Origin of the sequence: Microbacterium sp. NPDC089186 (assembly GCF_040685115.1) — a bacterium.
GTDB classification, from domain to species: Bacteria; Actinomycetota; Actinomycetes; order Actinomycetales; family Microbacteriaceae; genus Microbacterium; species Microbacterium galbum.
On record NZ_JBFBHJ010000001.1, the window covers coordinates 954,226 to 978,886 of the forward strand.

Below are 24,661 nucleotides of genomic sequence, written 5' to 3' on the forward strand. Positions count from 1 at the left end.
ATCGAAGGGGGGATGCCAGCGGCATCCCCCCTTCGTCGTCCCCGCGCGACGTAGGCTGGCAAGGTGAATCCCCGACTGCTGCGCGTGGCGGGACCCGTCATCCTGATCGTGGTCTCGCTGATCGCCGTCGTCGTCGGCCTCGCGTACGGCGGGGGAGCGGCGGCACCCCAGCTCGCCGATCCCGGTCCGGTCGTGCGGTGGGGGCTCCCCATCGCCACGGTCGCCGTCAACCTCGCGGCCGCGACCATGGTCGGCTCGCTCGTGCTCGCGCTGTTCGCCCTCAAGGCCGGAGAGCGTCCTTTCGAGATCGCCCTCGACACGGCCTCGATCGGCGCCGCGGTGTTCACGGTCGCGGCCGCCGCGACCGGATACCTGACGTTCCTCAACGTCCTGAACGCCAAGCCCACGCTCGATGCGGTGTTCGGCCAGCAGCTGGGGCGCTTCCTCGTCGAGAGCCCCGTGGGGCAGGCGTGGCTCATCACCACCATCGCCGGTGCGGTGCTCACGGTGCTGACCTTCGCCGTGCGTTCCTGGATCCCGACGATGCTCGTGGCGATCGCCGCGCTCGCGTCGCTCATCCCCATGGGCACGCAGGGCCACACCGGCGCCGAGACGAGCCACGACGCGGCGGTCACCTCCCTCGTGCTGCACATCGTCGCCGCCGCCGTCTGGCTCGGCGGCCTCGTGCTCCTCGTCGTGCTGCGTCCCGCGATGACGCGGCCGCAGCTGCAGACGACGCTGCTGCGCTATTCGTCGCTCGCCCTCGTCGCGTTCATCGTCGTCGCGATCTCGGGCACCGTCCGCGCCTCGATCGGTCTCCAGGGCCTGCAGAACCTGTGGTCGGCGTACGGCGTCCTCGTGCTGGTGAAGGTGGGTGCCCTGATCGCGATGGGCGTGCTCGGCGCGTGGTACCGCCGTCGCCTCATCGCGCGCATGGCCGACGAGCCCGGTTCGCGGCGCTTCTGGGGCGTCGTCTCTCTCGAGCTGGTGTTCATGGGCGTCGCCAGCGGCGTCGCCGCCGCCCTGGCCCGCACCCCTCCTCCCGGGGAGGCGTCGCTGGTCGGCACCTCGCCCGCCGAGGTGCTGACTGGCAGTCCGCTGCCGCCCGACCTGACCCTCGAGCGCTGGTTCACCGCGTACAACGTCGACCTGCTGTGGACGCTCGTCGTGGTGGGCGGGTTGTTCTTCTACCTCGCCGGCGTCTGGCGGCTCCTGCGGCGCGGCGACTCGTGGCCGATCTACCGCACGGTGCTGTGGTGCCTGGGCATGTTCGGGGTGTTCTGGGTGACCTCGGGACCGGTGAACGTCTACCAGGACTACCTGTTCAGCATGCACATGATCGGGCACATGCTGCTGTCGATGGCGATCCCGCTCATGCTGGTCGCCGGGGCGCCGGTCTCGCTGGCGGCTCGCGCCATCCGCAAGCGCGACGACGGCACCCGCGGCGGCCGCGAGTGGATCCTGTGGGCCGTGCACAACCCGGTCGCGACGGTGCTGACCAACCCCTACGTGGCGGCAGGCCTGTTCATCGGGTCGCTGTGGGCGTTCTACTACACCGACCTCTTCCGCTGGTCGCTCTACGACCACGTCGGGCACATCTGGATGGTCGCGCACTTCCTGGTGGTCGGGTACCTCTTCGTGCTCAGCCTCATCGGCATCGACCCCGTCCCCTACCGGCTGCCCTACCCGATGCGTCTGCTCGTGCTCATCGCCGTCATGGCCATGCACGCTTTCTTCGGCATCGCCATCATGATGAACTCCGGCCTCATGGTCGCGGAGTGGTTCGGCGCGATGGGACGCACGTGGGGAGCGACCCCGTTGCAGGACCAGTACGTCGGGGGCGGCGTCGCCTGGTCGGTCGGGGAGATCCCGACGCTGATCCTCGCGATCGCGGTGGCCATCCAGTGGAGTCGCAGCGACGAGCGCCAGCAGCGGCGTCGCGACCGTCACGTCGATCGCGTGGGTGACCTGGAACTCGACGCCTACAACGAAGAGCTCGCCCGCCTCGCGGAGCGCGACGCGCGGGTCGCCGCGCGCGGCGGCAACTGATCCGCACCCGCGGGGTCGGCTCCGCGCGGAGGGTAATCGGTCCGCCTCAGTCGGCGGAGCCGCCGACGAGGATCGACGCGGTGCCGTCGGGGAGCACGGTGATCTGACCGTCGACGCGGAACGGCACGTCCTCCTCCACCGTGCGGACGCTGCCGTCGAAGATCGAGCGGATTTCGACGTCGATGTGTGCGACCGCCTTGGCCGAGGGGATCCGCCATCCGGCACCGTCGGGAACCACGGTCACGACCGGCTGCTCGACGATCGACCACGTCGGCGCCCCGTCGATGCGGTTGCGCACGGTGAAACCGAAGGGGCACCCGGTGGGCTGCAGCACCTTCTGCTCGGCGCAGGCGGTGAGGAATCCTTCGACGCGGTCCTGAACGACGCCGATGAACTCCTCCGTCGGTTCGGCCTGCACCTCGACCGGGATGCCGACGAGCGGCGCGTCGGCGAGCACGGCGACCCCCGGGGTCGCCGAGATCGCGGTGTCGACGGCGACGGAGTAGAGACCGGGTGAGAACACCAGCAGGGGCACGTCGGCGGACGGGTCGGCATCCGCCCCGTCGATGGAGACCTGCCGCTTGTCGACCTCGAAGCCGTTCACCGAGAAGCGCATCGACCCCCCGACGTTCAGTTCCATGACCGACAGGGGACTGCGGGCGAACCGCCAGCGGGGGAGCACGCCTTCGCCGGGGTCGTGCTCGATCGCGAACGTCGTCGTGCCGGAGTACCCGCCGGTCGTGTAGGACACCGTGACCCGCGCCTGGTCTCCATCGACCGTCTCGTCGGTGACGGTGGCATCCGTCACGGTCGTCAGGGCCTCGGGGCGCAGCAGCGCCTCGGATGCGGTGGCCGGGAGTCCGCGCGCCTCCAGTTCGGCGGAGTCCACGGCGACACCCGGCACGGCCAACGCCTCGGCCGTGCGGTGCTCCTGCAGCAGCTCGAGGTAGTGCAGCACGAAGGCGCGTGGGCTGTAGAACTCCCGATAGAGCGAGGCGGCCCCCGCGCCGAGGGCGGCGATCAGGAGGACGGCGACCAGGATCATCGCGGGGATCTCACGGCGCAGGCGCGTGCGCGCGCCGCTGACGCCCCTGGGCGTCGCGGGGCCCCCGCCTGCGTTGTCCACGCCTCCAGTGTAGGAAGCGCGCCTGGGCAGGTGCCGCGCGCGTTACAGTGCGACCCGCGATTGCACCACGGCGACCGCCGCGAGCTGCCCTCCGGCGATCGCCGCCGCCAGCGAGAACAGGGGCCCGGGCAGATGGTCGGGCTGCGCGATGTCGCCCACGGCGTACACGCCCTCGACGCTCGTGCGGCCGAACGGGTCGGTGCGGACGGCGCCGGAGTCCTGGCGCTGCACGCCGATCCGTTCGAGGAGATCACCGCGCGGCCGCCAGGTCGGGGCGACGAACGCCCCCGCGACCTCGAGGGCAGAGCCGTCGTCCAGGTCGAGCCGCAGGCCCCCGGGTCGTCCGACGACCTCGCGCACGGCGGCGGGGTCGACGACGTGGACCTCGGATGCCACGGGCTCGAGCATGCGGGCGAGAGCCGACGCGTGGTCGGACCCGTTCACGACGGCGACCGGGCGCCCCGCGAACTCGTGGCCGTGGCAGAACGGGCAGCTGGCGACGGTGTCGCCCCAGTGCTCCGCGAGTCCCGGGATCGCGGGGAGCTCGTCGGCGACCCCCGTCGCGACGATGACGGCGTGCGTCCGGTGCTCTTCGCCGTCGACGACGACCCGCAGGGCGCCCTCGACCGAGGCGACGTCGGTGGCCACGGCATCCCTCGTCTCGACCGTGTCGTAGGCGGCGATCTCGGCGCGGGCGAGGCGCCGGAGCTCGGCCGGGTCGCGGCCGTCGTTGGTGAGCAGGTTGTGGGCGTGGCGCACGGTGGCGTTGCGATACTCGCCCGAGTCCAGCAGCAGGGTGCGGCGGTGCATGCGCCCCAGGGTCAGAGCCGCCTGCAGTCCCGCGGGGCCGCCTCCGATGATGATCGCGTCGTACACGATGAGCTCCTTCCGCTTGCATTCGGATCCATCGTGTGACTTCATGTCGACATGAAGTCAAGTGGCGAATCCATCGGTGACACGGCGGCGCGGTTCGGGCTCGACACCCACGTGCTCCGCCACTGGGAGGACGAGCGCCTGCTCGAACCCGCGCGCGACGCAGCGGGACGGCGCCGCTTCGACGAGGACGACATCGTGCGCATCGCCGTGATCCTGCGCAACAAGGCGGCGGGGCTCTCGCTCGAGCAGATCCGGGTGCTGCTCGACGAGGGAGCGCCCGACCGGCACCGGGTGCTCGAGGAGCACATCGCCGAGCTCGACCGTCGCGCCGCCGACATCGCCCAGGCGCGCGCGATGACCGAGCACGCTCTGCGGTGCCGTTCGCACGACATCACGCAGTGCCCCCGGTTCCGCAGTCACGTCGGCGACGTGCTGTCGGGACAGGCGCGCTGGCTCCTCGGCCGAACGGAGCCGATGGGCGGGCCCGTCGGCCGCACCGAGCCCGCGGGCGGCCCGGTCGGCGACGCCGGGCCCGCGGGCGGCCCGGTCGCCGTGGCATCCGGATCCGCTCCGGCGTGAACGCGGCGGACGCGCGGGGGTGGGACGGCCGCGTTCCACACCGCGCCCGCCGCCGCGCGCGGCGCGAACTAGCATGAACCGGTGACCACGCCGCCCCTCTCCGCCGAGCAGCAGGCGCTGTTCCGGCTGATCGAGGACACCCGCGAGCACGTCTTCGTCACCGGTCGCGCCGGCACCGGCAAGTCGACGCTGCTGCAGCACCTGGCGTGGAACACCAAGAAGCAGATCGCGGTCTGCGCGCCCACCGGGGTGGCGGCGCTGAACGTCGAGGGCCAGACCATCCACTCGCTCTTCCGCCTGCCGATCGGTCTCATCGCGAACGGCGACATCGACCAGAATGACGCGACCCGCAAGATCCTCAACGCGATCGACACACTCGTCATCGATGAGATCTCGATGGTCAACGCCGACCTGATGGATGCCATCGACCGCTCGCTCCGGCAAGCTCGCGGTCGTCGATCGGAGCCGTTCGGGGGCACGCAGATCGTCATGTTCGGCGATCCCTACCAGCTGGCGCCCGTGCCGCCGCGGGGCGATGAGGCGCGTTACATCCAGGACCACTACCGCTCGTTCTGGTTCTTCGACGCCAAGGTCTGGTCCGGCGAGGCCGCCACCGACGGGCTGATCGACATCGGCCGGCACGGTGCCGACCTGCACGTCAACGAGCTCGTCGAGATCCACCGGCAGTCCGACCCCGGGTTCAAGCAGCTGCTCAACGCCGTGCGCTACGGACGCGTGACGGCCGAGATGGCCGGCATCCTGAACACCGCCGGTGCCCGCACGCCGCCGCACCCGGCCGACGGCGAGCACCCGATCATCACGCTCGCCACCCGCAACGACCGCGTCAACACCATCAACCGCAAGCACCTCGACGAGCTCATCGGGCGCACGCAGACCGCGAACGCCGAGATCTCGGGCGACTTCGGCCGCGGCGAGGCGAACTATCCCGCCGAGATGGAGCTCACGCTCAAGGTCGGGGCTCAGGTGATGTTCCTGCGCAACGACGGTGCGCAGTTCGGCGAGGCCCCCCGGTGGGTCAACGGCACGATCGGCACCGTGACCCGCATCGCGGGCGACAGTGTGCGCGTCGAGGTCGACGGCGTCGAGCACGACGTCGAGCCCGCGGTCTGGGAGAGGTACCGCTATGCGTACGACCCGGGCACCAAGAACCTCTCGCGGGAGATCGTCGCGGAGTTCACGCAGTTCCCGCTGCGTCTCGCCTGGGCCGTGACCATCCACAAGTCCCAGGGCAAGACGTACGACCGGGCCGTCGTCGATCTGGGCGCCGGCGCGTTCGCTCCCGGGCAGACCTACGTCGCCCTCAGCCGCCTCACCTCGCTCGACGGGCTCTACCTGTCGCGGTCGCTGCGCCCGAGCGACATCCGCGTCGACGAAGACGTCCGTCGGTTCATGAAGCAGGCGTGGTTGTCGCGCCAGGAGGCGGCGAAGGCGTGAGCCTCAGGCGACGTGCGCGCTCTTGGCGCGCGTGAGGTCGGCGAAGAGCTCCGTCGTGAACCGATAGGCGACCAGCACCTCGGCGATCACCCGCTCCTTCTCGTCGTCGTCCCAGGGGGCGGTGTCGAGCTGTTCGCGGTAGACGCTCTTGAAGGCGCGCGGGTCGGCGATGTCGCCGAAGAGCAGGAATCCGATGCCGTTGGTCTCGAAGCCGAAGCGGCGCTGCATGAGACGGCCGATCGATGGTCCGCCCGAGAGGTCGCCGAGCAGGCGCGTGTAGTGATGCGCCACGAAACCGCCCGGCCAGGTCGCGGCGACGCGGCGGATGCGCGACACGTAGGCCTGCGTCGTCGGCAGGGGGCGGATGCTCTCGCGCCACTCCGGTCCGATGAGGAACGCCAGATCCGCCTCGAGCGCGGGCAGTCGCGAGGTGCGATCGCGGAGGAAGACGGATGCCACCGGGTCGAGGCGCATGCGCACGGCTGCGTCTTCGAGGGCCGCGTAGATGAACCAGTGCTGGGCGATGAGGGTGATGTAGTCGTCGCGGGTGCCGGCACCGGTGAGCAGGTCGGTCATGAACCCATCGCACTCGCTCGAGGAGTGCGCGCTGCTGGAGCGTTCGCGCAGGGCGAGGGAGAACGGGACCACGGCGTTCATGCGGCCATCATACGCATTCACTTAGGCTGACCTAACCCCTGAGGCGGCCCGAGTTCCGATCAGACCACGCAGTCGTGATGCAGACGTGACGGGCGGGCGGTGCAAGGGGCGATTGCGCTCAGGTGCCGTGTGTTTGAATCGAGGGAGCGTACGCGTGTCCGCGTGCGGAAGTGCTGGGGGTATCCACATGGCCAGATGGCGTCGTTCCGCGGCCATCGCGATCGCGAGCGCGGGAGCACTGGCACTCGCGCTGAGTGGCTGCACGGCGCAGCAGTCGGTGTCGATCGACGTCCCGGCGCAGGTCGACGCGCCTCTGCCCGAGGCTACGGTCGCAGAACTGCAGGATGCCGTCACTTCGGCGATGACCGCGACGGGCTCGACCGGAGCGATCGTCGGGGTGTGGGCGCCGTGGAGCGGCACGTGGGTCTCGGGCGTGGGAACGCAGGGCCCCGGGGGCGCGGAGGTCACCAGCGATCTCTCCTTCCGTGCCACCGAAGTGACCGGCGCGATGACCTGCGACATTCTGTACGGTCTCGCGGCCGACGGGACCGTCGCGATGAGCGACCCGATCAACAAGTGGGTCAGCAATCTCCCCGGCTACGACGACATCACCCTGCGCGAGCTGTGCGACGGAACGTCGGGGCTCGCTTCGTACACCGCCACTCTGGAGGCGACGGTGCTCGCCAACCCCGACCGCGTGTGGAACCCGCGCGAACTCCTGGCCTACGGCATCGCGCGCCCGCGCCTGAACGCGCCCGGAGACGCCTACGGAACCTCGGCGACCAACTACCTCATCGCCGGTCTCGCAGCCGAGCGGGCGACGAACGAGACGCTCTCCACCCTGATCGCGGAGCGTGTGACGCAGCCGCTCGGCCTCTCGTCGACGTCGCTGCCGGCGCCCGCCCCGGCGACCCCCGGCCCGTCCTCGCTGCCGGGGTACTGGTCGCAGCCGAATGCCGAGGGCGCGTGGAACTGCACCGACCCGGCCGAGTTCACCGAGATGTCGTCGAGCTACGGTGGCGCGGCCGCCGGGGCCGTCACCTCCATCGGCGATCTCGGTCGATACGCCCAGGCGCTCGCCACCAAGGCTCTCCTGCCCGCCGACAGCGACCGCTTCGCCGCCCCCGTGCCCGTGGGCCCCGACCAGCCGTCGTGGTTCACCGCCGCCGGCGGCACGTTCCAGGCGGGTTCGCTCATCGGGCAGTTCGGGTGGACGCCGGGCTACATGACTGCCGCCTTCGCCGATCCCCAGACCGGCATGTCGGTCGCGGTGGTGCTGAACAACTCGGGTGGCAACAAGCTCACCAGCGCGTGGCTGGCGTGGGAACTCGCGGCGATCGCCTCGAAGGCGCCCGCCGCGCAGGGACAGACGTTGCCCGAGGCGGGCCTGCCGTGGACCGCCGAGCAGATGCGCGACAGCATCGCCCAGAACGCGATCTGCGCACCTCCCGCCTCGTGACCGAACGATGAGCGCGCGCGGCGGACAGGGCTCGGCCGCCGCTCTCGTGTTCGTCGGCCTGGCCTGCCAGGAGGTGGGTGCGTCGTTCGCGGTGATGCTCTTCCCCCAGACCGGGCCGCTCGGCATCGTCATGCTGCGCCTGGTCTTCTCGGCGCTGCTGCTGCTCGCGATCGCGCGCCCGCGCCTGCGGGGGCACACGGGCGTCGCCTGGCGGTCGGTGGTGGTGTTCGGCGTGGTGCTGGCATCGATGAACGGGCTGTTCTACCTCGCCCTCGAGAGGCTCCCGCTGGGTGTCACCGTGACGATCGAGGTGCTCGGGCCGCTCACCCTCTCGATCCTCACCGCGACGGGGGCGGCCCGCTGGCTGTGGGCGGGGCTCGCCCTGGCCGGAGTGGTCGCGCTCGGCGCCGGCGGATGGGACCGCCTCGACGCCCTCGGCGTGGTCTTCGCTCTCGGCGCGGCCGTCAGCTGGGCCCTGTACATCCTGTCGTCGGCGCGCGTGGGGCGACAGTTCCCGCGTCTGGACGGCCTCGCGCTCGCGATGGCGGTCGGCGCGTGCCTGGCGCTGCCTTTCGGTCTCTGGCAGGCGGGGCCCGCGCTGCTGCGCGTGGACATCCTCGCCCTCGGGGCCGCCGTCGCGCTGCTGTCGTCGACCATCCCCTACGCGCTCGAACTCGTCGCCCTGCGCCGCCTGCCGGCGTCGGCGTTCGCGATCATGATGAGCCTCGGCCCCGCGACGGCTTCGATCGCCGGCTTCGCGCTGCTCGGGCAGAAGCTGTCGCTGCTCGAGGTGGCCGGTATCGCCCTGGTCATCGCGGCCAGCATCGGCGCGGTGCTCGCCGCCGCGCGGCGCGGCGCGGGGTCGCGGCATCCCGGGCCCGACGCCGAGGAGCCGCTCAGCGAGCCCGTCGGCTGACCGGGCGAAGGGGATGCCATGGCCCCGCCATCGGCGCAAGGGGGCCGTCGCGCGCCCGGGCGCTGGCCAGGATGACGACATGAGCGACGACGACGACCAGACCCGCAGCGACTTCGATGACGCGGTCAACATGACCGCGAGCGAGCTGAAGAAGTGGCTCGACACCGACGAGTCGAAGTCCGTGGGGCAGAAGAAGGACGGCGGCGAATCGACCGGTCACGAGAGCGGCCGCCACATCGTGCGCGTCCTCGAGAAGAAGAAGGCCGACCTCACCGACGACGACCTCGCCCACATGCGCAAGGTCGTCGGCTACGTCAAGCGGCACAGTGCGCAGAAGCCGAAGGGCGACGTGACCGACACCGATTGGCGCTACTCGCTGATGAACTGGGGCCACGACCCGAAGAAGTGACCCGCGGCGGGTCGGAGAGGCGGGAGGGCTTCGACGCTATGGTGCAGCTGTGAACCGTGGAAATCTCGCACCCGTGCTCGGCTGGGCTCTCGTCGTCATCGGTCTGTTCAATCTGGTGCTGGCCGTCGTCGACATCTCGTCGGGCGCGAGCGTCGGCAACAACGTGCTGTCGGCCGCTCTGGGCGTCATCCTCGTGATCGCGGGTGTGCTGCAACTCACCACCAAGGGGCGCACGCGGCGGTAGGACGCCGGCGCCGCGGTCAGCGTCATCCCTCGTCCACCTGAGAGGGGTAGAACGGTAGACATGCCCATCATCGACAGCGCGGTCTACGTCGACGGTCACCGCATCGAGAACCCCTCGAGCCTCGACCAGACCTTCGAGTACATGGAGGCGCACGGCGGGATGGCCTGGATCGGCCTGCTGCGCCCGTCTCCCGAAGAACTCGAGCGCGTGGCCATGGAGTTCTCCCTGCATCCGCTCGCCGTCGAGGACGCGCTGACCGGTCACCAGCGCGCGAAGCTCGAGCGCTACGGGCAGAACCTGTTCACGGTGCTGCGTCCCGCGCGCTACATCGACGAGACCGAGACCGTCGAGTTCGGCGAGCTGCACGTGTTCATCGGCGCGGACTTCGTGGTGACCGTGCGCCACGCCGAGGTCCCCGACCTGGCGCGGGTACGCCGGCGCCTCGAGAAGAACCCCGATCTGCTCGCGCGCGGCCCCGAGGCGGTGCTGTACGCGATCCTCGACGAGGTCGTCGACCAGTACGACCCGGTCGCCCGGGGGCTCCAGAACGACGTCGACGAGATCGAGGACGGCCTGTTCAGCGAGGGCGGCGCCGACCTCACCCAGCGCATCTACCAGCTCGCGCGCGAGGTCATCCACTTCCAGCGTGCGGTCGAACCGCTCCGCGACATGCTCGAGGCTCTGCTGCGCGGCGCCGACAAGTACGGCGTCGACATCGAACTGCAGCGCTCGCTGCGCGACGTGCTCGACCACGTGCTGCGTCAGGGCGAGAAGCTCACGGCGCTGCGCGCGATCCTCGACAACGCCCTCACCGTCAACGCGACGCTCGTGACGCAGCGTCAGACCGAGACCTCGCTCGAGCAGAACGACCAGGTGAAGAAGATCTCGGGGTGGGCGGCGATCCTCTTCGGCCCGTCCCTGGTGGGCGCGATCTACGGCATGAACTTCCGGAACATGCCGGAGCTCGACTGGACCTTCGGCTACCCGATGGCGCTCGGCCTCATGGCGGCGACCTCCTTCGGGCTCTGGTTGACGTTCAAGCGCAAGCACTGGCTCTGATCCGGGGCGGGCGCAGACGGCTGCGGATGCCGCGCTTGGCGGCGCGCTTCCTGGACAGTCGCTGCGCGAATCGCACGATGGATAGGTGACTGACACCACCCCGGGCTCCGGCGACGCGGCCGCACCGATCCACACCTCGACCGTGCAGCTCGAGGACAGCGGCTACCACAAGCGACTGACCTCTCGTCAGGTGCAGATGATCGCCATCGGCGGCGCCATCGGCACGGGACTCTTCCTCGGCGCCGGCGGCCGTCTCGCCCAGGCGGGACCCGCGATCGTTCTGTCGTACGCGGTCTGCGGTCTGTTCGCGTTCTTCATCCTGCGCGCGCTCGGGGAGCTCGTGCTCCACCGGCCGACCTCGGGCTCGTTTGTCTCGTACGCGCGCGAGTTCTTCGGAGAGAAGGCCGCATTCGTCTCGGGCTGGTTCTACTGGATCAACTGGGCCACGACCACGATGGTCGACATCACCGCGGCCGCGCTGTACATGAACTTCTTCGGCAAGTACGTGCCGTGGATCGCCGCGGTCCCGCAATGGGTGTGGGCGCTGGCCGCGCTCGTCACCGTGCTCGCCGTCAACCTCGTCTCGGTGAAGGTGTTCGGAGAGCTCGAGTTCTGGTTCGCGCTCATCAAGGTCGCCGCCCTCGTGGCGTTCCTGCTCGTCGGCATCTACTTCGTCGTCTTCGGAACCCCCACGGGCGCGCCCACCGGCTTCTCGTTGATCTCCGACAACGGCGGTTTCTTCCCCAACGGCATCCTTCCCGCGATCATCCTCATGCAGGGCGTCGTCTTCGCGTACGCATCGATCGAGCTCATCGGCACCGCCGCAGGCGAGACGAAGAACCCCGAGAAGGTCATGCCGCGCGCGATCAACTCGGTGATCATCCGCGTCGCGGTGTTCTACGTCGGTTCGGTGCTGCTGCTGTCGCTGCTGCTGCCGTTCACCGCGTACTCGAAGGACGAGAGCCCGTTCGTGACGTTCTTCGCCTCGATCGGCGTACCCGGGGTCGACGTCATCATGAACCTCGTCGTGCTGACGGCGGCGCTGTCGTCGCTGAACGCCGGTCTCTACTCCACCGGACGCATCCTGCGCTCCATGGCGGTCGCGGGGTCGGCGCCGAAGTTCGCCGCCCGCATGAACAAGGCGGGCGTGCCCTACGGCGGCATCGCCATCACCGCGTTCGTGGCCCTCTTCGGCGTGGTGATCAACTACGTCAATCCGAGCGACGCGTTCGAGACGGTGCTGAACGTGGCCGCGGTCGGCATCCTGGTCACCTGGGCGACCATCATCGTGTGCCAGATGCGTCTGAAGCAGCTCGCAGACCGGGGCGAGCTCGTACGCCCCTCGTTCCGGCTGTTCTGGGCGCCGTACACGGGATACCTGACCCTGGTGTTCCTGGCCGTGGTGCTCGTGCTGGTGTTCATCGATTCGCCGGCGACGCTCGTCGTGGCCGTCGTCGCGAGCCTGCTGATCACCGCGGGCTGGTTCGCGTGCCGCAAGCGCATCGCCGAGCTCGCCGCCGAGCGCGAGGGCTACACGGGCACGGTGCCGGTGGTGCCGAGCCCGTTCCCGCAGCCGCGCGACACGAAGGACTGAGCCGGCCGCTCTCCCTCCTCGGCTCGTGGGTACGCGCCTCAGCCCGAGCGGCATCGCCGGGTGCGTTCCGCGGGCTGAGCCGCGGCATCCGTGTCGTGAGGACAGGGGATGCCACCGCGACAGGCCGTCTCGCCGCTGATCGCCCTGTTCTCGCGGTGCAGCCTGTCCCCGTGACGAGTCAGCCCCGGTGGAACGGGCAGCCCGACGGCGCGTCCGCGCGGCGCACGCGACCGCCGGAGCGCGGCTTCGTCGGCATCCGTCGCCGGTTCACGTCGAGACCGCGGCCCGAGATGCGCAGGCGCGGGTCGCTGAGCACCGCGATGGATGCCGCGAGCCCGGCGATCGCGAGCTTCTCGCCCGGGCATCGGTGGCCGGTGCGCACTTCGGCACCGCCGTGGGGGACGAAAGCGCGGATGGCTTCGTAATCGTCGACACCGACGAAGCGCTCCGGGTCGAAGGAGGAGGGGCGCTCCCACTCGCGGGTGTCGGTGTCGGTGCCGAGGATGTCGAGCACGACCCGACCGCCCTTCGCCACGCGCTGCCCGTCGAGCTCGACATCGGTCTCGGCCCACGCCGGCAGCATCGGCACGAAGGGCGCGGTGCGGCGGATCTCCTGCGCGAAGGCCGTCGCCAGCTCCCCGCCGACGAGCGATCCGCGCTCCGCGGTCTCGGCGGCGATGCGCTCGCGCCACTCCGGGCGGTCGTGCAGCTCCTTCGCGGCGAACGCGACGAAGCGCGAGACCGCGATCATCGGGCGGAAGCTGTTCTGCAGCTCGACGCCGGCGCGCTTCGCGGGCAGCAGGTCGCCCGAGCGGTCGCGGTGCCACGCCCAGGCGTGCAGGGCGGTGCCCTCGGCGGGGTCGAGCGTCCCCTCGCGCACGGCGTCGATGAGCGCCGCAGCATGGCGGTCGGACCAGCGGCGGTTGGCCAGGGCCAGCAGGAACTCGGGTGAGTACGGCACACCGAAGCCGTCGACGATCTGCGCCTGACGCTTCGCCCACCGCGTCTGCGCCGCCGCTGTGCCCGGGATGCCGGCCCACCGCATGATCGCGCGCCCCAGTGCTCCCACGGCGGCGTCGTACGCCGACCGGTCGCCACCGCCGACCCAGGCGTCGAGTTCGCCCTGCCACTGCCGCTCGAGCTCGGGGAGCAGGCGCGCGACCTCGACGTCGTCGTAGAGCACGTCGACGAACGTCGCCTTGCGGTGGCGGTGCTCGTCGCCGTCGAGGCTGTGCACCGAGCCGTGGCCGAACAGCGACTCCTGGATGAACGCGGGCATCGCCCCGTGCCGGCGGGTGCGGGACTCGTCGTAGAAGAGCGCCACGCCCTCCTCGCCCCGCACGAAGAGCGCCTCGCGCCCGAGCAGGCGGAACGGGACGGCACGGGCGCCGCGGTCGGCACGCCGCCAGAGGTGCGCGCCGAAACCGTAGCCGCGCACGAGGAGCGAGAGCGAGTCGTCGCGGAGAAGGGCGAGGGGGGATGCCATGTCCCCACGGTTCCATGCCGGCGGGGAGATCGTGGAGGGGGCGGCGTGCGCCCGGTCGGTGTGTTAGTCGTGCCGCGCGCGGCGATGCCCTCCACCTCTGCACGCCCGACGTCGCGGCCGTCGCGGGCCGGTGAGAGGTGGCCGCCACCGATAATGGACCGATGGAACCGTGGGAGATGCGGGAGTGGTTCGCCGACTTCCTCGACGCGCTGAACCGCCACGACATCGAGCGGGTCCGTGAGTTCCTGCACCCGAGCGTGCGACGTGCGCACCTGCCCGCGGGGGCCGACGCGTGGATCGCCGACTACGCGCACCTGCTGCACGGTTTTCCCGACTGGCAGTGGAAGCGCGTTCAGCTCCTCGTCGAGGACGACCGGCTGGCCGTGCATCTGCGGGGCGGGGGGAGTCACACCGGTGCGTACGCGTTCGTCGCGCCGACGCGTACGCGCGTGAGCATCGCGTCGTTCGCGATGTACCGGGTGCAGCACGGATTGATCGTCGAGGCCACCGGCACCGACGACGCCGCGCAGATCCGCTCCGCGATCGCCTGAGCGCGGCCCGGGGAGGGGTCCTTACTGCGACAGCTCTCGATCGAGGCGGTCCAGCAGGGATTCGAGCGAGACTTCGAACTCCTCCTCGGCGCGATCTTCGCTGAGCAGAGCCCGCAGGTGGCGGACGGTGGGGGCGTCGGCGAGCGTGGCGTCGCCGTCGTGGGCCGGGATGTCGGCGTTCCCCTCGTCGAGCGGCTCCTCCACGGGCCCCGTCTCCGCGCCGCGGACGGCGGACTCCAGAAGCAGCTGGCCGAGGAGGAAGCTGCTGAACGCCCGGTAGGCGCTCACGGCCTGGTCGTCGGTGAAACCCTGAGCGAGGAGCGTCGAGAGGAAGATCTCCACGACCTCGACGCTGCGCAGCGGAGGCCGCAGCCAGGGGGCGGCCGGATGCCGCGTGGCGACGAGCGGGAAGGCCCGCGGGTGTTCGACGGCGATGCGCCGCACCTCGTGCGCGGTGATCTGCAGGAAGCCCTGCCACTGCTGCGTCGAGGCGTCCTGGAGGGCCGTCATGAGGTCGCGCATCAGGAGGCGCACGATCGCCTCGAGCAGGTCTTCCTTGCCGTTGACGTAGCGGTAGAGCGACATCGCCTCGACGTCGAGCTCCTGCGCCAAAGTGCGCATCGACAGGCCCGTCGCGCCCCGACCGTCGATCTGCGCGAGAGCGGTGGTGACGATGAGGTCGCGGCTGAGTCGGCGCACGCTCGAACGCGGCACGTTCCGCGCATCTTGGGTCATCGCATCCACCTCCGGGGGTTCAGTTTGACACCCCGGACCGTCCCGGGATGCCGCCGAGGGCGCCGCGACGAGCGGGTGTCGCGGGCTTACGGCGTAAGGGTTTTCCCCCGATCCGCGGCGTTTTCCCTTCCCAGCCAGGACCGGAGCGATGATCGGCGTCCGCTCGCCCGGGCCCCCGGCGGAAGGGGCGGAGCCGCGTGGCTCGATCTGTCAAGGGCGGACGGGTGTCGGAGGGCCCGGGTACGGTCGCTGGTGCCCGGCGCGTCATCCCGGGCGGAAGGAGCGGTGAGCATGGTGTCTCCCGACCGCCCCGGTGCCGGCGTCATCTGGGCCCGCGTCGAAGAGGGCTTCCATGTCGGCAGCCGAAAGGGCATGTTCCTCGGCTACATCGACCGTCAGGCCGACGGGGGCTACCTCGCTTTCGACGGCTCGTCGCGCGTCGTCGGCCGATTCCGCACCCTCACGGCGGCGATGGCCGCGGTGACCAACGGCCAACCCCCGCAGGACGAGGTCATCACCCTTCAGCAGGTCCGCGTCCCGGCGCCCCGCGCCGTCGAGGAGGACACCGCATGAGCGCTCCGCTGGCCGCCGTGTCATACGTCAGTCGGGCCGTCGACACCTTCGATGACGCCCGTCTCGCCGAACTCCTCGCCCAGAGTCGCCGCTCGAACCACGAGCGCGACCTGTCGGGCATGCTGCTCTACCGCCGCGGGCGGTTCTTCCAGGTGCTGGAGGGGCCGAAGGACGCCGTGGACGAGCTGATGGCGAAGATCCGTCGCGATCCGCGCCACGACGAGATTCGGGTGCTGCTGACCGAGGAGATCGAGGAGCGCCGCTTCGAGGAATGGACGATGGGGTACGAACCCATCACCGCGCCCGCGACGCCGGCGCCCGAGGGGTTCCGTGACACGTTCGACGACCTGGAGTCCGACGACGACGAGGCGAGCATCCGCGCGGTCCGCGAACTGACCGTCTGGTTCCGCGCCCGCACGGCCGCGCCCGCCTGAGCTCCCCGAGGGGCGGCCCCGCGCTTGGCGGCCCGAGACCCCGGTTCGGGGCCGCATTCCGGCGTTCGGGGCGTGAATCGCCCGCCCCGAACGGAAGATCGCGCCCCGAAGCTCGGTGATCAGAGCGGCGGATCGAGGGCGCGGAGCGCGGCATCCATCCGCTCCGCCATGACGGCGTAGCCGATGTCGTTCGGGTGCAGACCGTCGCCCGCCATCCAGCTGACCTGCGCGGTGGCATCGTGCCCCTCGAGCCAGCGGCTCGCACCGCTGACGTGATCGGCGCCGATGCGTGCCGCAGCGTCTTCGACCCATCCGGCGATGACGTCGACCGAGGCCGGCCTGTCGTCGGTGTACCAGAACGGCTCGACGACGACGATGCGTGCGTCGGGCAGTCCCTCGCGCAGACGGGTCAGGTCGCTGTCGATCGTCGCGCGGATGTCGTCGGCGCGCGTGTCGTAGCTGAAGTTGTCGTTGAGGCCCATGGTCACGAACACGATGTCGGGGTCGTCAGCGATCACGAGTGCGGGGATGTCGTCGAGTCCTCCGAGCATCGAGTCGCGGCGGTTCACGAAGCCGAGGCCGTTCTCGCTGCGGTTGATCTCCTGCCACCCCCGTTCGGCCGACACGATCGTCGACCAGCGCTTCTCCGACGAGCTCGCGCCGGTACCGCGCGTGTACGAGTCGCCGTAGAACGACACCACCGGCCCGTCGGCCGCACCGGCGGCGGATGACGTGGTCGGGCCCGGGCTCGGGTCGGAGCAGGCGACGAGGCCGAGGAACAGGGATGCCGCGAGCCCGACACCGAGAGACCGTCGCGCGCGCACGGGGTCAGTATTCCCCGGGTGCGGGTCGCTCCGTCGGCTCCGCCGGCTCCGCGGCGAGAGATGCGACGTGGCGAGCGATCCGGGCCGCGCGCGCGGCGTCGGTCGTGGCCGTGACGACCGGGTGCAGCACGGAGTAGCGCTCCGCCTTGGTGAGCGCGGCGAACGCGCGAGCGGCCGCCGGCACGGCATCCAAGGCCGCCTGCAGATCGGCGGGCACCTCGATCGTGGCGGATCCGGCGTAGGCGCGATCCCAGCGTCCGTCCGCCTGGGCGCGGGCGATCTCGTCGGCGCCGCGCGGTCGCATCCGGCCCTCTTCGCTCAGGCGCGCCACGATGTCGACGTTGCGCGCCGACCACATCGACCGCGCTCGCCGAGGGGTGAAGTGCTGGCGGAAGGTCGCGGCATCCCTCGACTGCTTGCGCCCGTCGATCCACCCGCTGCACAGCGCCTCGTCGAGGGCCTGGGCGTAGGTGAGGGTGGTGGGCGAGGTCGTGCCCTTCTTGGCGAGCACGAGCCACACCCCGTCGCTCTCGCTCTCGTGAGCGCCGAGCCAGGCGCGCCAGGCGGCGACGTCGTCGACGGTCAGCTCGGGTGCGTCGGTCATGGTCTCGGCTCCTTCCGCGATGCTTCGGACCCTAGCGCGACCTTCCGACACCGCGCCCCTATCGGATAGGCGCTGCGGGGGCAACCGACCCCCGCGGCGTCGATGCTGCCCCCAGCATGAGGGGATGCGATGTGTGACGTACGCCGGCGAGACCGTGACCACGACCGACGACGTGGCGGAGGCGCTCGTGCAGCTCACCGCATCGATCGCCGCCGACGGGCAGGCGGAGGCAGTCAGCATCCCGATCGTGACCGAGGCGGGCGACACCGAGGAAGCCGAACTCGTCATCGGCGTCGGGAACGACGTGCTCAGCGCCCCGGCGCACGACTGGGCGGGCGAGGAGCCCGACTTCTCCTGGGCCGCCGAGGAGCTGCGTCAGCACAAGCGCTTCCCCCAGGCGCCGGCCATCGCGCACGAGCAGACCATCGACACCGACAACCCCGACGCGTTCTGGGACCCCGACCTCGACGGCTTCACCCGCGCCTGACCGCCGCCGCTCGCGGTCGGTCCTCGGCGCCCGGCGCAGAGGCGACCCCCGCACCCTCGGGGGGAGCTCGTCAACCCCACCTCCGCCGCCGACCGCAGACGTAGCGTGGGCCCTCCACACCGGAAGCGACCGGTCATCGCCCGGTGTGCGAGCCCCGGACAGTCCGGGCGGCGCCGCCGTTTCGCGTGTGCCGCCCGGACGCTCGGTGTCCCGCAGGATGGACGCATGCAGCACTCCCTCGTCAGCGGCGCGTCGCGCGGAATCGGTCGGGCCATCGCGGTGGCCCTCAGCGAGAGGGGCGACCGCGTCGCCGTGCACTACGGGTCCGATCGGGATGCCGCGGAGCAGACGCTCGCCCTCCTGCACGGTGACGGGCATCTCCTCGTGGGCGGCGATCTCTCCGACCCCGCGATCGCACAGCGCGTGGTCGACGAGGTGCTCGCGGCGTTCGGACGCATCGACGTTCTCGTCAACAACGCGGCGATCGCCCCGAGCCCCGAGACCTTGCATCCGATCGACACCGTCGACTACGCGACCTGGCACCAGACGTGGGAGCGGATGGTCGAGGTCGACCTGCGCGCTCCCGCCAACATGACTTACCTGGTCGCGCGGTCGCTGATCGACCGTGGTCTGCCCGGTGCGGTCGTGAACGTCGGCTCGCGCGGAGCGTTCCGCGGCGAGCCGGAGTTCCCCGCCTACGGCGCCGCCAAGGCGGGCCTGCACGCGATGGGCCAATCACTCGCGGTCGCCCTCGCCCCGCACGGCATCGCCGTCACCAGCGTCGCCCCCGGCTTCGTGGGCACCGACAGGCAGCAGCAGAAATTGGACGGGCCCGCCGGAGACGGCATCCGGGATCAGAGTCCGTTCGGCCGTGTCGCCACTCCCGAAGAAGTGGCGGATGCCGTGGTCTACCTCAGCTCGCCGCGCTCGCAGTGGGCGTCGGGCGCCATCCTCGACCTGAACGGCGCCTCGCACCTGCGCAGTTGAACCGGCGCCCGGTCGCCGCGGCGGTGAGAGGGTGGAGGGCATGCAGCCCGTCCTCGTGATCATCGACATCCAGCGCGACTACTTCCCCGGAGGTCGTCACCCCCTGGTGAACCCGGATGCCGCGGCCGAGGCCGCCGCACGCGTGCTGACCCGGCAGCGTGACCTCGGGGCGCCCGTCATCCACGTGCGGCACGAAAGCCCCGCCGGCGGCGGCTTCCTCGAGGTGGACACCGATGGAGCCGAGATCGACCCCCGCGTCGCCCCGGAGCCGGGCGAGACGGTGATCGTGAAGCACGCGCCGAATTCCTTCGTCGGCACCGACCTGCACGAGCGCCTGCGCGAGCTCGGCGCGCGCGAGCTGCTCGTGGTCGGCATGATGACGAGCATGTGCGTGGATGCCACCGTCCGCGCCGCCATCGACCTCGGTTACGCCGTCACGGTCGTCGGTGACGCCTGCGCCGCCCCCGATCTCGCCTACGGCGGAGTCGAGGTGTCCGGCGAGGCCGTGCACGCGGCGTTCCTCGCCGCGTTGGGTGGGGCGGGAGCGCGGGTCGTGAGCGAAGCCGCCGCCTGACGGGGTGGATGACGCTCGTCAGGACCGGTCGCGAAGCGTGTAGAGGCGGACGCTCTCCGACAGCCGTCGCGTGTCGAACCGGCTGAGGAGGATGTCGTTCATCTTCGCCGTGGAAGGTTCGCCGATGACGACCCACGTGTCCGGATCCACTTGGGCGGTGACGTCGGCGGAACCGCACTGGGCGCCGGCGCCGTCGCCCGCACTCGAGAACACGACCACGAGGCACACCTCGCCGGGGACGTCGGGCTGACGCCCGACGTAGACGAGTCCGTTCTCGGTGCTCGCGACGAAGCGGACGGACGCGGGATCGAGCAGGCCCACCGTCTCGGGGAACGGCAGCCTGTCCTCGGAGGTCGCGGCGTAGCTCAGTTCGGGGATGTCGCCGCCGGCGCGCGGCGGGGTGAACGTCGCGCCGATGACCGCGCCGCCCACCAGCCCGGCGACCGCCGCGAGGAGCGGGATGACGGCTGTGCGACGTTCCACGGCGAGGGCCAGGCGACGACGGCGCGATGAGGCCGGACCGGGCTCTGTGCTCTGCCCCGCCTCGGCCGGATCGGTGTCGTCGTCGTCCGTCCGCGCGTACTCCTCGGTCGGCGCGGGGTCGGTCTCGGGCTGCATCCGCGCGCGGTCGTCCAGCTCACGGAGGCGGTTCACGAGCGCCTGGTCCGTGGTCGCGCCCTTGGCGTAGACGCGCGCATACAGGCGCGTGCGTTCCTCCCGCTCGGCGTCGCTCAGCATGGTCCCACCCTGCCGCATGGGCAGGTGGTCTCGGGCGAGGCGCCAGCGCCGGCGTCGGCGCACGAGGCTTCCTGCGGCGTGGGCCCCACGCGACCTCGCTTCGGACGGCACTCACGCGAAAGGCCCGCCCCACCGCCTGCGGCGGTGAGTCGGGCCCGTGGAGGGGCTGACGGGAATCGAACCCGCGCTGTCTGCTTGGGAAGCAGAAGTTCTGCCATTGAACTACAGCCCCGTGCGCCTCGCGGCGACCCGGCCAGCATAACAGCGTCTCCGGCGGCATCCGCGTTCCGTGCCCGCCCGTCCTCGCGTCGGGATCGCGTGCTCGTACCGGACCGACCCGCTGTGACGGGTGCGTGGGGCCGCATCGTCCGACCTCGCGAGAGTGACGCGGTCGGCGCCGTCGAGGCCGCATTGCATCGCCGAGAACGCATCGATGTGCGAACGATCGCGTGCGTCCTCGCGGACCGCGTGCGGTCTCGGCGGTCGCGCGCGGGCGCGCGCGGTCGGGGCGAGCAGAGCCGCCGCGGCCCGACCACACGCCCTAGGCTGATCCCGTGCTGCTCTCCGATCGCGACATCCGGGCCCACCTCGACGACGGTCGCCTCGGCCTCGACCCCTACGACCCCGCGATGGTGCAGCCCTCCAGCGTCGATGTGCGTCTCGACCGGTACTTCCGGTTGTTCGACAACCACAAGTACCCCTTCATCGATCCGGCCGAGGATCAGCCCGAGCTCACGCGCCTCATCGAGGTCGAACCCGACGAGCCGTTCATCCTCCACCCGGGTGAATTCGCGCTCGGGTCGACGTTCGAGCGCGTCACCCTCCCCGACGACGTCGCTGCGCGGCTCGAGGGCAAGTCCTCGCTCGGACGCCTGGGCCTGCTCACCCACTCCACCGCCGGCTTCATCGACCCGGGCTTCTCGGGTCACGTGACCCTCGAGCTCTCGAACGTCGCGACCCTGCCCATCACGCTGTGGCCGGGCATGAAGATCGGGCAGGTCTGCTACTTCCGCCTGACGTCGCCCGCCGAGAACCCCTACGGCTCCGGCCCCTACGGCAACCGCTACCAGGGCCAGCGCGGTCCGACCGCGTCGCGCTCGGCGCTCAACTTCCACCGCACCGACGTCGGCACGACCGACGCGGGGTCGGCCGGCCGCTGACCCGCGCGAGAACGGCCCCGTCGAGGAGACCTCGATGGGGCCGTTCTGTCGCGCTTTCCGGGGATGGCGCGTGCGGTGATAAACGCTGTTTCCGGGTGGAAACGCGTCGTGAGCGCGTTTTTACCCACGGAGAGCGTTTATGCGAGCTCACGCGGACGGCGACGTGTCACCGGACGCCGACGCGTCACCGGATGCCGACGCTTCGCGGCCGCGGCGGAAACCGGCGTCGAACCCGCGTTCGTAGGCGCGCTGCGCCGACCGACGGTCGTGGTGACCGTGCCCGCGGTGGTGTCCGTGCTCGTGTCCGGAGCCGTCACGGCGCGGGTCGCACCCGCGGCCGCGGCCGGCCCGATCGTGCTCGCCGCGGTCCGCGGTGCCGAGGTGCCCGTGACCGGCGTCTTCGTGACCCGTCTCGCCGTGCGCGGAGCCGTGACGACCGTGCGCGCCCCGCCCGGCGTCGCCGTGCGCGAAGCCGCGGTCGCCGTGCGCGAAGCCGCGCCCGTCGCGCTCGCCGTGCTCTCGCGGCCCGAACGGCTGCGGGTCCGCACCGAAGCGGGGGCCGAAGCCGCGCATCCCGGGCCCGAAGCCGCGTCCGACGGGGCCGAAGCCGCGACCGGCGCCGGGTACCGCAGGTTCGACGGGGAGACGGCTGTCGTCGTCGGCCTCGTCGAGGCCGAGGGCGGCCGACACCGCGTCGAGGGCGGTCGTCAGGTGCTCGAGCTCCTCGGCCGGAACGTCGGCGAGCAGCGCCGCGCGGGCGGCATCCACCCGGGCGAGAACCGCGCGGCCCTCGTCGGTGAGCGTCCATCCCGTGTCGCCACGGGCGATCCAGCCCTCGGCGACGAGCGAGTCGATGCGCTTCCCGCCGCGGGCGAGGCGCGCGGCGATCCACGGTGCGTCGACGCGACCGTCGACGGCACTGAGCAGGAAGAGGGTCTTGGGATGGATGCCGCTGTCACGCAGCTGCGCGAAGAGGCGGTGGTGCAGCGCGTGGCCGACCGTCGTGAGGCGGTGGGCGAGGCTGCGGGCGTCCAGAGGTGTGGAGGTGTTCATGGGAAGTCCTTTCGTCGGCGGTCGATCCGCCATTGCATGTCACATGACAACGGATGTACTGTGACATGTATTCCCGATGCTTGTCAAACGACATGTAAAGTCGAGGCATGGCATCCGACCCCGCCGACGACATCGCTGCGGCGCTTGCGCGCTTGCGCGGTCGGCGCCCGCGCCCGCCTTTCCCGCCCGATGCGCACCACCACCCGCACGGTGGGCACGGCGGAGGTCCGTGGGGTCGTGGCGCGCCGCCGTGGGCCGATCCGGCGCGAGGACGCTTCGGGGGTCCCGCGCGACTGCGTCTGCTCGATGCTCTCGTCGCGGCATCCGGTCCGCTGTCGGTGAGCGAGATCGCCGAGGCGGTCGGCGTGGATCAGCCCCGGGCGTCGCGCCTGGTGCAGCAGGCCGAGCAGATGGGGCTGGTCGCGCGCGAGCCCGACCCCGACGACGCGCGCCGCACGCGCGTGCGCCTCACCGCCCAGGGGGAGGGGCTCGTCTCCGGCTTCCGCGGCCGGCGGCGGGATGCCGTGCGCTCCGCGCTCGAATCCTTCAGCGACGCCGAGCGCGCGGAGTTCGCCCGCCTGTTGGCGAAGTTCGCCGACGCCTGGCCGAGCGACTGAGCCGGCGCATCCGCGTCAGCGGATCACGGCCGCCGTGGTCTTCACCGGCAGCATCAGCAGCAGCCCGGCCCCGAGGATCAGCACGATGCCGAGGATGCCGAGGCGGGTGTCGCCCGTGATGCCGACGAAGAGCGCGAACAGGCCCGGGGCCAGGAACGACACCGCGCGACCGGTCGTGGCGTAGAGCCCGAAGATCTCGCCCTCGCGTCCCTCGGGCGCCACGCGCGCGAGGAACGACCGGCTCGCCGACTGCACCGGTCCCACGAAGGCGCACAGACCCAGGCCGACGATCCAGAAGCCGGTCTGCGACGTTCCGATGAAGAGCATCGTCGTGCCGAGCACGATCAAGCAGACCAGGGATGCCAGGATCACGCGCTTCGGGCCGAACAGGTCGTCGAAGCGCCCGGCGACGAAGGTGCTGATGCCCGCCACGACGTTGGCTGCGACGGCGAAGTAGAGCACTTCGGTCGAGCTGAACCCGAAGACCTGGGCCGCGATGATCGCGCCGAACGTGAACACCCCCGTGAGGCCGTCGCGGAAGACGGCGCTCGCGACGAGGAACAGCAGCACCTGGCGGCTGTCGCGCCAGAGCGAGCGGAGCGTCCCCCACAACACGACGTACGAGCGGAAGAAGCCGACGCGCACCCGGCGCCGCTGGGCCGGGATCTCGGGCACCCGAACGAGGACCGGGATCGCGAACACCGCGTACCAGGCGGCGGATGCCAGGATCGCCAGCCGGATGTTCAGACCGCCGTCCTTGCTCACGGCGAGCAGGCCACCGGCATCCGGATCCGCGAAGCTCTGGATGAAGAGCACCAGCAGGAGCAGGAGGAGGACAATTCCGCCGACGTAGCCCATGCCCCAGCCGAAGCCCGAGACGCGGCCGATGTTCTCGCGCGTGGAGACCTGCGTGAGCATCGCGTAGTAGTTGACGCTCGCGAACTCGAAGAACACGTTGCCGACGGCGAGCAGCGTCGCGCCGAGGATCAGGTACGCGGGGGTGCCTTCCACGAAGAACATCGCCGCCATGGCGAGCACCACGACGCCGGTGTTGATGCCGAGCCACAGCTTGCGGCGACCGGTGCCGTCGGAGCGCTGGCCGAGCACGGGGGCCACGAGGGCGACGACGATGCCCGCGATCATGAGGGCGAGGCCGACGAGGCTGGCATTGTCGGCGAGGGCGCGCACGAGCGCGGGGTTCGTGTCGTCGCCCCCGGCGGCGGAGACGACGGCCGGGTCGACGAAGAGCGAGCTGGCGAGATAGGTACTGAAGACGAACGTCGTGACGACGGCGTTGAACGCCGCCGAGCCCCAGTCCCACAGGGCCCATGCCAGCACGGGACGTCGGCCGGCGGCAGGGGCGGAGGCGGTGCCGGGCGCGGACATGTCGGTCACGGTAGGGCCCTTCGGTGAAC

The 24,661-nt window shown here is 71.1% G+C and carries 27 protein-coding genes and 1 tRNA gene; 17 read left to right on the plus strand and 11 right to left on the minus strand.

Annotated elements, in window-relative coordinates; genetic code table 11:
- Window positions 1–63: 63 nt before the first annotated feature.
- Window positions 64–2,049 carry a cytochrome c oxidase assembly protein gene (locus AB0N82_RS04520; RefSeq protein WP_363388635.1) on the plus strand — a complete coding sequence of 662 codons (1,986 nt, stop codon included), beginning with the start codon at window positions 64–66 and terminating at the stop codon, window positions 2,047–2,049.
- Window positions 2,050–2,095: 46 nt separating this feature from the next.
- On the opposite strand, the gene AB0N82_RS04525 is transcribed toward AB0N82_RS04520, so the two are convergent.
- Together AB0N82_RS04525 and AB0N82_RS04530 are read right to left on the minus strand one after the other, a co-directional pair.
- Window positions 2,096–3,175 (minus strand): hypothetical protein, encoded by a 1,080-nt coding sequence (locus AB0N82_RS04525; RefSeq protein WP_363388638.1) that lies wholly within the window; start codon window positions 3,173–3,175, stop codon window positions 2,096–2,098.
- Window positions 3,176–3,217: 42 nt separating this feature from the next.
- Entirely contained in the window at window positions 3,218–4,096 is an 879-nt protein-coding gene (locus AB0N82_RS04530) for an NAD(P)/FAD-dependent oxidoreductase (RefSeq protein WP_363388641.1), read from the minus strand.
- A gap of 6 nt (window positions 4,097–4,102) precedes the next feature.
- Here AB0N82_RS04530 and AB0N82_RS04535 point away from each other — a divergent pair, with 6 nt between their 5' ends.
- Together AB0N82_RS04535 and AB0N82_RS04540 are read left to right on the plus strand one after the other, a co-directional pair.
- The gene (locus AB0N82_RS04535; protein WP_363388644.1) at window positions 4,103–4,630 is read left to right on the plus strand and encodes a MerR family transcriptional regulator; all 528 of its coding nucleotides are present in this window, start codon (window positions 4,103–4,105) and stop codon (window positions 4,628–4,630) included.
- Between the two features lie 81 nt (window positions 4,631–4,711).
- On the plus strand, window positions 4,712–6,085 hold the full coding sequence (locus AB0N82_RS04540) for a DEAD/DEAH box helicase (RefSeq protein ID WP_363388647.1): 1,374 nt from the start codon (window positions 4,712–4,714) through the stop codon (window positions 6,083–6,085).
- A gap of 3 nt (window positions 6,086–6,088) precedes the next feature.
- Here the strand turns inward: AB0N82_RS04540 and AB0N82_RS04545 are convergent, their stop codons facing one another.
- Window positions 6,089–6,742: a biliverdin-producing heme oxygenase gene (locus tag AB0N82_RS04545; RefSeq protein WP_363388650.1), complete on the minus strand. Its 654-nt coding sequence runs from the start codon at window positions 6,740–6,742 to the stop codon at window positions 6,089–6,091.
- 187 nt (window positions 6,743–6,929) lie between these two features.
- On the opposite strand from AB0N82_RS04545, the gene AB0N82_RS04550 reads away from it, so the two are divergent.
- The 6 genes from AB0N82_RS04550 to AB0N82_RS04575 all read left to right on the plus strand — a co-directional run bounded on the left by AB0N82_RS04550 (window position 6,930) and on the right by AB0N82_RS04575 (window position 12,423).
- Complete coding sequence (locus tag AB0N82_RS04550; RefSeq protein WP_363388653.1) at window positions 6,930–8,201, plus strand: serine hydrolase domain-containing protein; 1,272 nt, start codon at window positions 6,930–6,932, stop codon at window positions 8,199–8,201.
- A 7-nt stretch (window positions 8,202–8,208) separates the two neighbouring features.
- On the plus strand, window positions 8,209–9,117 hold the full coding sequence (locus tag AB0N82_RS04555) for an EamA family transporter (RefSeq protein WP_363388656.1): 909 nt from the start codon (window positions 8,209–8,211) through the stop codon (window positions 9,115–9,117).
- A gap of 79 nt (window positions 9,118–9,196) precedes the next feature.
- Entirely contained in the window at window positions 9,197–9,526 is a 330-nt protein-coding gene (locus AB0N82_RS04560; RefSeq protein ID WP_363388659.1) for a DUF3140 domain-containing protein, read from the plus strand.
- Between the two features lie 49 nt (window positions 9,527–9,575).
- A complete protein-coding gene (locus tag AB0N82_RS04565; protein ID WP_363388662.1) occupies window positions 9,576–9,770 on the plus strand; it encodes a hypothetical protein in 195 nt (64 codons plus the stop codon).
- Window positions 9,771–9,830: 60 nt separating this feature from the next.
- Window positions 9,831–10,829, plus strand: coding sequence for a magnesium and cobalt transport protein CorA (locus AB0N82_RS04570; RefSeq protein WP_363388665.1), 999 nt, complete (start codon window positions 9,831–9,833; stop codon window positions 10,827–10,829).
- A 127-nt stretch (window positions 10,830–10,956) separates the two neighbouring features.
- Complete coding sequence (locus AB0N82_RS04575; protein WP_315994601.1) at window positions 10,957–12,423, plus strand: amino acid permease; 1,467 nt, start codon at window positions 10,957–10,959, stop codon at window positions 12,421–12,423.
- A 178-nt stretch (window positions 12,424–12,601) separates the two neighbouring features.
- Here the strand turns inward: AB0N82_RS04575 and AB0N82_RS04580 are convergent, their stop codons facing one another.
- The gene (locus AB0N82_RS04580; protein ID WP_363388668.1) at window positions 12,602–13,909 is read right to left on the minus strand and encodes a cytochrome P450; all 1,308 of its coding nucleotides are present in this window, start codon (window positions 13,907–13,909) and stop codon (window positions 12,602–12,604) included.
- A gap of 161 nt (window positions 13,910–14,070) precedes the next feature.
- On the opposite strand from AB0N82_RS04580, the gene AB0N82_RS04585 reads away from it, so the two are divergent.
- Window positions 14,071–14,460 carry an ester cyclase gene (locus tag AB0N82_RS04585; RefSeq protein WP_363388671.1) on the plus strand — a complete coding sequence of 130 codons (390 nt, stop codon included), beginning with the start codon at window positions 14,071–14,073 and terminating at the stop codon, window positions 14,458–14,460.
- Window positions 14,461–14,481: 21 nt separating this feature from the next.
- Here the strand turns inward: AB0N82_RS04585 and AB0N82_RS04590 are convergent, their stop codons facing one another.
- Complete coding sequence (locus AB0N82_RS04590) at window positions 14,482–15,195, minus strand: TetR/AcrR family transcriptional regulator C-terminal domain-containing protein (protein WP_363388674.1); 714 nt, start codon at window positions 15,193–15,195, stop codon at window positions 14,482–14,484.
- A 291-nt stretch (window positions 15,196–15,486) separates the two neighbouring features.
- On the opposite strand from AB0N82_RS04590, the gene AB0N82_RS04595 reads away from it, so the two are divergent.
- Entirely contained in the window at window positions 15,487–15,768 is a 282-nt protein-coding gene (locus AB0N82_RS04595; RefSeq protein ID WP_315994247.1) for a hypothetical protein, read from the plus strand.
- Window positions 15,765–16,202 carry a BLUF domain-containing protein gene (locus AB0N82_RS04600; RefSeq protein WP_363388678.1) on the plus strand — a complete coding sequence of 146 codons (438 nt, stop codon included), beginning with the start codon at window positions 15,765–15,767 and terminating at the stop codon, window positions 16,200–16,202. Before AB0N82_RS04595 ends, AB0N82_RS04600 begins: the two co-directional genes overlap by 4 nt.
- Window positions 16,203–16,321: 119 nt before the next feature.
- Here the strand turns inward: AB0N82_RS04600 and AB0N82_RS04605 are convergent, their stop codons facing one another.
- Together AB0N82_RS04605 and AB0N82_RS04610 are read right to left on the minus strand one after the other, a co-directional pair.
- Window positions 16,322–17,026 (minus strand): SGNH/GDSL hydrolase family protein, encoded by a 705-nt coding sequence (locus AB0N82_RS04605; protein WP_363388681.1) that lies wholly within the window; start codon window positions 17,024–17,026, stop codon window positions 16,322–16,324.
- Between the two features lie 4 nt (window positions 17,027–17,030).
- Window positions 17,031–17,630, minus strand: coding sequence for a YdeI/OmpD-associated family protein (locus tag AB0N82_RS04610; RefSeq protein WP_363388683.1), 600 nt, complete (start codon window positions 17,628–17,630; stop codon window positions 17,031–17,033).
- A 124-nt stretch (window positions 17,631–17,754) separates the two neighbouring features.
- On the opposite strand from AB0N82_RS04610, the gene AB0N82_RS04615 reads away from it, so the two are divergent.
- From AB0N82_RS04615 to AB0N82_RS04625, 3 genes are all read left to right on the plus strand, one after another.
- Window positions 17,755–18,117, plus strand: coding sequence for a hypothetical protein (locus AB0N82_RS04615; protein WP_363388686.1), 363 nt, complete (start codon window positions 17,755–17,757; stop codon window positions 18,115–18,117).
- A gap of 225 nt (window positions 18,118–18,342) precedes the next feature.
- Window positions 18,343–19,104 (plus strand): SDR family oxidoreductase, encoded by a 762-nt coding sequence (locus tag AB0N82_RS04620; protein ID WP_315994252.1) that lies wholly within the window; start codon window positions 18,343–18,345, stop codon window positions 19,102–19,104.
- A 40-nt stretch (window positions 19,105–19,144) separates the two neighbouring features.
- Window positions 19,145–19,678, plus strand: a complete 534-nt coding sequence (locus AB0N82_RS04625; protein ID WP_363388689.1) for a cysteine hydrolase family protein — start codon at window positions 19,145–19,147, stop codon at window positions 19,676–19,678.
- Between the two features lie 18 nt (window positions 19,679–19,696).
- On the opposite strand, the gene AB0N82_RS04630 is transcribed toward AB0N82_RS04625, so the two are convergent.
- Together AB0N82_RS04630 and AB0N82_RS04635 are read right to left on the minus strand one after the other, a co-directional pair.
- Window positions 19,697–20,416, minus strand: coding sequence for a hypothetical protein (locus AB0N82_RS04630; protein WP_363388692.1), 720 nt, complete (start codon window positions 20,414–20,416; stop codon window positions 19,697–19,699).
- Window positions 20,417–20,574: 158 nt separating this feature from the next.
- A tRNA-Gly gene (locus AB0N82_RS04635) sits at window positions 20,575–20,648 on the minus strand.
- A gap of 322 nt (window positions 20,649–20,970) precedes the next feature.
- Here AB0N82_RS04635 and dcd point away from each other — a divergent pair.
- Entirely contained in the window at window positions 20,971–21,576 is a 606-nt protein-coding gene (gene dcd / locus AB0N82_RS04640; protein WP_315994255.1) for a dCTP deaminase, read from the plus strand.
- Window positions 21,577–21,723: 147 nt separating this feature from the next.
- Here the strand turns inward: dcd and AB0N82_RS04645 are convergent, their stop codons facing one another.
- On the minus strand, window positions 21,724–22,629 hold the full coding sequence (locus AB0N82_RS04645) for a hypothetical protein (RefSeq protein WP_363388697.1): 906 nt from the start codon (window positions 22,627–22,629) through the stop codon (window positions 21,724–21,726).
- A gap of 107 nt (window positions 22,630–22,736) precedes the next feature.
- Here AB0N82_RS04645 and AB0N82_RS04650 point away from each other — a divergent pair, with 107 nt between their 5' ends.
- Window positions 22,737–23,246, plus strand: coding sequence for a MarR family transcriptional regulator (locus AB0N82_RS04650; RefSeq protein ID WP_363388700.1), 510 nt, complete (start codon window positions 22,737–22,739; stop codon window positions 23,244–23,246).
- A 15-nt stretch (window positions 23,247–23,261) separates the two neighbouring features.
- Here AB0N82_RS04650 and AB0N82_RS04655 read toward each other — a convergent pair whose 3' ends face one another.
- Window positions 23,262–24,632, minus strand: a complete 1,371-nt coding sequence (locus AB0N82_RS04655) for an MFS transporter (RefSeq protein WP_363389427.1) — start codon at window positions 24,630–24,632, stop codon at window positions 23,262–23,264.
- Window positions 24,633–24,661 lie beyond the last annotated feature (29 nt).

Bases quoted from the DNA above. Each gene is read 5' to 3' on its own strand.
- AB0N82_RS04530 (WP_363388641.1), bottom strand. From the start codon at position 4,096: ATGAAGTCACACGATGGATCCGAATGCAAGCGGAAGGAGCTCATCGTG.
- AB0N82_RS04535 (WP_363388644.1), top strand. From the start codon at position 4,103: ATGAAGTCAAGTGGCGAATCCATCGGTGACACGGCGGCGCGGTTCGGG.
- AB0N82_RS04545 (WP_363388650.1), bottom strand. From the start codon at position 6,742: ATGAACGCCGTGGTCCCGTTCTCCCTCGCCCTGCGCGAACGCTCCAGC.
- AB0N82_RS04550 (WP_363388653.1), top strand. From the start codon at position 6,930: ATGGCCAGATGGCGTCGTTCCGCGGCCATCGCGATCGCGAGCGCGGGA.
- AB0N82_RS04555 (WP_363388656.1), top strand. From the start codon at position 8,209: ATGAGCGCGCGCGGCGGACAGGGCTCGGCCGCCGCTCTCGTGTTCGTC.
- AB0N82_RS04560 (WP_363388659.1), top strand. From the start codon at position 9,197: ATGAGCGACGACGACGACCAGACCCGCAGCGACTTCGATGACGCGGTC.
- AB0N82_RS04570 (WP_363388665.1), top strand. From the start codon at position 9,831: ATGCCCATCATCGACAGCGCGGTCTACGTCGACGGTCACCGCATCGAG.
- AB0N82_RS04580 (WP_363388668.1), bottom strand. From the start codon at position 13,909: ATGGCATCCCCCCTCGCCCTTCTCCGCGACGACTCGCTCTCGCTCCTC.
- AB0N82_RS04585 (WP_363388671.1), top strand. From the start codon at position 14,071: ATGGAACCGTGGGAGATGCGGGAGTGGTTCGCCGACTTCCTCGACGCG.
- AB0N82_RS04590 (WP_363388674.1), bottom strand. From the start codon at position 15,195: ATGACCCAAGATGCGCGGAACGTGCCGCGTTCGAGCGTGCGCCGACTC.
- AB0N82_RS04595 (WP_315994247.1), top strand. From the start codon at position 15,487: ATGGTGTCTCCCGACCGCCCCGGTGCCGGCGTCATCTGGGCCCGCGTC.
- AB0N82_RS04600 (WP_363388678.1), top strand. From the start codon at position 15,765: ATGAGCGCTCCGCTGGCCGCCGTGTCATACGTCAGTCGGGCCGTCGAC.
- AB0N82_RS04610 (WP_363388683.1), bottom strand. From the start codon at position 17,630: ATGACCGACGCACCCGAGCTGACCGTCGACGACGTCGCCGCCTGGCGC.
- AB0N82_RS04615 (WP_363388686.1), top strand. From the start codon at position 17,755: ATGCGATGTGTGACGTACGCCGGCGAGACCGTGACCACGACCGACGAC.
- AB0N82_RS04620 (WP_315994252.1), top strand. From the start codon at position 18,343: ATGCAGCACTCCCTCGTCAGCGGCGCGTCGCGCGGAATCGGTCGGGCC.
- AB0N82_RS04625 (WP_363388689.1), top strand. From the start codon at position 19,145: ATGCAGCCCGTCCTCGTGATCATCGACATCCAGCGCGACTACTTCCCC.
- AB0N82_RS04630 (WP_363388692.1), bottom strand. From the start codon at position 20,416: ATGCTGAGCGACGCCGAGCGGGAGGAACGCACGCGCCTGTATGCGCGC.
- AB0N82_RS04645 (WP_363388697.1), bottom strand. From the start codon at position 22,629: ATGAACACCTCCACACCTCTGGACGCCCGCAGCCTCGCCCACCGCCTC.
- AB0N82_RS04650 (WP_363388700.1), top strand. From the start codon at position 22,737: ATGGCATCCGACCCCGCCGACGACATCGCTGCGGCGCTTGCGCGCTTG.
- AB0N82_RS04655 (WP_363389427.1), bottom strand. From the start codon at position 24,632: ATGTCCGCGCCCGGCACCGCCTCCGCCCCTGCCGCCGGCCGACGTCCC.